This is a genomic window from Streptomyces sp. NPDC054841, assembly GCF_053611045.1.
The window spans coordinates 1-2,952 of sequence record NZ_JBSGZO010000737.1 but is presented as its reverse complement, the minus strand read 5'-3'; the positions used below and the strand labels follow the sequence as shown (position 1 = coordinate 2,952).

At 69.3% G+C, this 2,952-nt stretch carries 2 protein-coding genes; both read left to right on the top strand.

Annotated elements, in window-relative coordinates:
• Positions 1-348: 348 nt before the first annotated feature.
• Positions 349-1,161: a carbon-nitrogen hydrolase family protein gene (locus ACWGI8_RS42505; protein ID WP_453668816.1), complete on the top strand. Its 813-nt coding sequence runs from the start codon at positions 349-351 to the stop codon at positions 1,159-1,161.
• A 34-nt stretch (positions 1,162-1,195) separates the two neighbouring features.
• On the top strand, positions 1,196-2,890 hold the full coding sequence (locus ACWGI8_RS42500; RefSeq protein ID WP_453668815.1) for a flavin monoamine oxidase family protein: 1,695 nt from the start codon (positions 1,196-1,198) through the stop codon (positions 2,888-2,890).
• Positions 2,891-2,952: the final 62 nt, after the last annotated feature.

Below are 2,952 nucleotides of genomic sequence, written 5' to 3'. Positions count from 1 at the left end.
AAGCCCTGGTAGCTCCGCTACAAGGACTTCCGGCCGCCTTGCGATGGCACGCACCGGACGACGCTCCTTGACGGGCAAACATTGCCGGTCGCGGCCTTGCACCCACCACTGTTCCGGCCGGCGCCCGCCGGAACATCGGCCCCGGGCGTGACCCTCCTCCGCCGTCCGGCGGGGGAGGCATGCGACCCCGGTAGGAGGGCGCACGCAATGAATCGCCGCGGAGCGGTGCATTCGCGCAATGGATCGACAAGCGGAACGCAACGGTCCCGCCTTGTCCGGGCCGATCGCCGGAACGTACCGTTTCTGACGTCGCCCTGACGCCCCCATCCACCCTTTCCGAGGTCGCCCATGCCGCCGCTGCGTACCGCCCTGCTCCAGAGCTCCGGGACCCCCGGCGACATCGCGAAGAACCTCGAGATCCTCGACACCCACGCCGCACGTGCCGCGGCCTCGGGCGCGGGGCTCCTCGTCTGCCCCGAGATGTTCCTCACCGGGTACGCGATCGGCGCCGGCATTCACCGCCTCGCCGAGACCGCCGACGGCACCTCCGCACGGGCCGTCGCCGAGATCGCCCGCCGCCATGGCGTCGCCGTCCTCTACGGCTACCCCGAGCGCGGCACCGGCGCCGAAGAGGACAGGGTCTACAACGCGGCGCAGCTCATCGGCCCCGACGGCGCCCGCCTCGCGAACTACCGCAAGACCCATCTCTTCGGCTGCTTCGAGCAGGAGTGGTTCACCCCGGGCGACGAGCCCGTCGTCCAGGCCGAGCTCGGCGGTCTCCGGATCGGCATCCTGATCTGCTACGACGTGGAATTCCCCGAGAACGTACGCGCCCACGCCCTCGCCGGCACGGATCTGCTGGTGGTGCCGACCGCACAGATGCACCCCTTCCAGTTCGTCGCCGAGAAGCTCGTCCCGGTGCGCGCCTTCGAGAGCCAGATGTACGTGGCGTACGTCAACCGGACCGGACCCGAGGGCGAGTTCGACTTCGTCGGCCTGAGCTGCCTGGCCGGCCCCGACGGCATCGCAAGGGCCCGCGCCGGACACGGCGAGGAGCTGGTGCTCGGCGACGCCGACCCGGACTTCCTGGCCGCCTCGCGCGCCGCCAATCCGTATCTGCGCGACCGCCGCCCCGGCCTGTACGCGTCGCTCGCCCGCTAAGACTCTCGTCCCGCCACACCAGGAGCAACACCCCATGACGTCCACGGTGCCCACCGCCGTCCCGCACACCGACGCGCAGCCGCCCATCACCATGTTCGGGCCGGACTTCCCGTACGCGTACGACGACTTCCTGGCCCACCCGGCGGGCCTCGGCCAGATACCCGCGACCGAGCACGGCACCGAGGTCGCCGTGATCGGCGGCGGACTGTCGGGCATCATCGCCGCGTACGAGCTGATGAAGATGGGCCTCAAGCCGGTCGTCTACGAGGCGGACCAGATCGGCGGACGGCTGCGCACGGTCGGCTTCGAGGGCACCGGCACCGATGAGCTGACCGCCGAGATGGGCGCCATGCGCTTCCCGCCGTCGTCGACCGCGCTCCAGCACTACATCGACCTGGTGGGCCTGGAGACCAAGGCGTTCCCCAACCCCCTGGCCGAGTCGACCCCTTCGACGGTCGTGGACCTCAAGGGCGAGTCGCACTACGCGGAGACGATCGACGACCTCCCGCAGGTCTACCGCGACGTGATGAACGCGTGGAACGCCTGTCTGGAGGAGGGCGCGGACTTCTCGGACATGAACCGCGCCATGCGTGAGCGCGACGTGCCGCGCATCCGCGAGATCTGGGCCAAGCTCGTCGAGAAGCTCGACAACCAGACCTTCTACGGCTTCCTCTGCGACTCGGAGGCCTTCAAGTCCTTCCGGCACCGCGAGATCTTCGGCCAGGTCGGCTTCGGCACCGGCGGCTGGGACACCGACTTCCCCAACTCCATCCTGGAGATCCTCCGCGTCGTCTACACCGAGGCCGACGACCACCACCGCGGCATCGTGGGCGGCTCGCAGCAGCTGCCGCTGCGGCTCTGGGAGCGCGAGCCCGAGAAGATCGTGCACTGGGCGCAAGGCACGTCGCTGGCCAAGCTGCACGAGGGTGAGCCGCGCCCGGCCGTGACCCGGCTGCACCGCACCGCCGGCAACCGCATCACCGTCACGGACGCTTCCGGCGACATCCGTACGTACCAGGCGGCGATCTTCACCGCCCAGTCCTGGATGCTGCTCTCCAAGATCGCTTGCGATGACTCGCTGTTCCCCATCGACCACTGGACGGCGATGGAGCGCACCCACTACATGGAGTCGTCCAAGCTGTTCGTGCCCGTCGACCGGCCGTTCTGGCTGGACAAGGACGAGCAGACCGGCCGGGACGTCATGTCGATGACGCTCACCGACCGGATGACGCGCGGCACGTACCTGCTGGACGACGGGCCCGACAAGCCGGCCGTCATCTGCCTCTCGTACACGTGGTGCGACGACAGCCTCAAGTGGCTGCCGCTGTCCGCGAACGAGCGCATGGAGGTCATGCTCAAGTCGCTCGGCGAGATCTACCCGAAGGTCGACATCCGCAAGCACATCATCGGCAACCCGGTGACCGTGTCCTGGGAGAACGAGCCGTACTTCATGGGTGCGTTCAAGGCGAACCTGCCGGGGCACTACCGCTACCAGCGGCGCCTGTTCACGCACTTCATGCAGGACCGGCTGCCCGCCGACAAGCGCGGCATCTTCCTCGCGGGCGACGACATCTCCTGGACGGCCGGCTGGGCCGAGGGCGCGGTGCAGACGGCGCTCAACGCGGTGTGGGGCGTGATGCACCACCTCGGCGGTGCCTCCGACTCGACCAACCCCGGCCCCGGTGACGTCTTCGACGAGATCGCTCCGGTGGAGCTTCCGGAAGACTGAGCCCTGCTGAGGGCCCTGTGAACGAACCCCCGCCGCCGACCGTGATCCGGCCGGCCCCGGGT

What these genes read in the sequence shown, in the direction of transcription:
- ACWGI8_RS42505 (WP_453668816.1), top strand. Translation starts at nt 349, where the DNA reads ATGCCGCCGCTGCGTACCGCCCTGCTCCAGAGCTCCGGGACCCCCGGC.
- ACWGI8_RS42500 (WP_453668815.1), top strand. Translation starts at nt 1,196, where the DNA reads ATGACGTCCACGGTGCCCACCGCCGTCCCGCACACCGACGCGCAGCCG.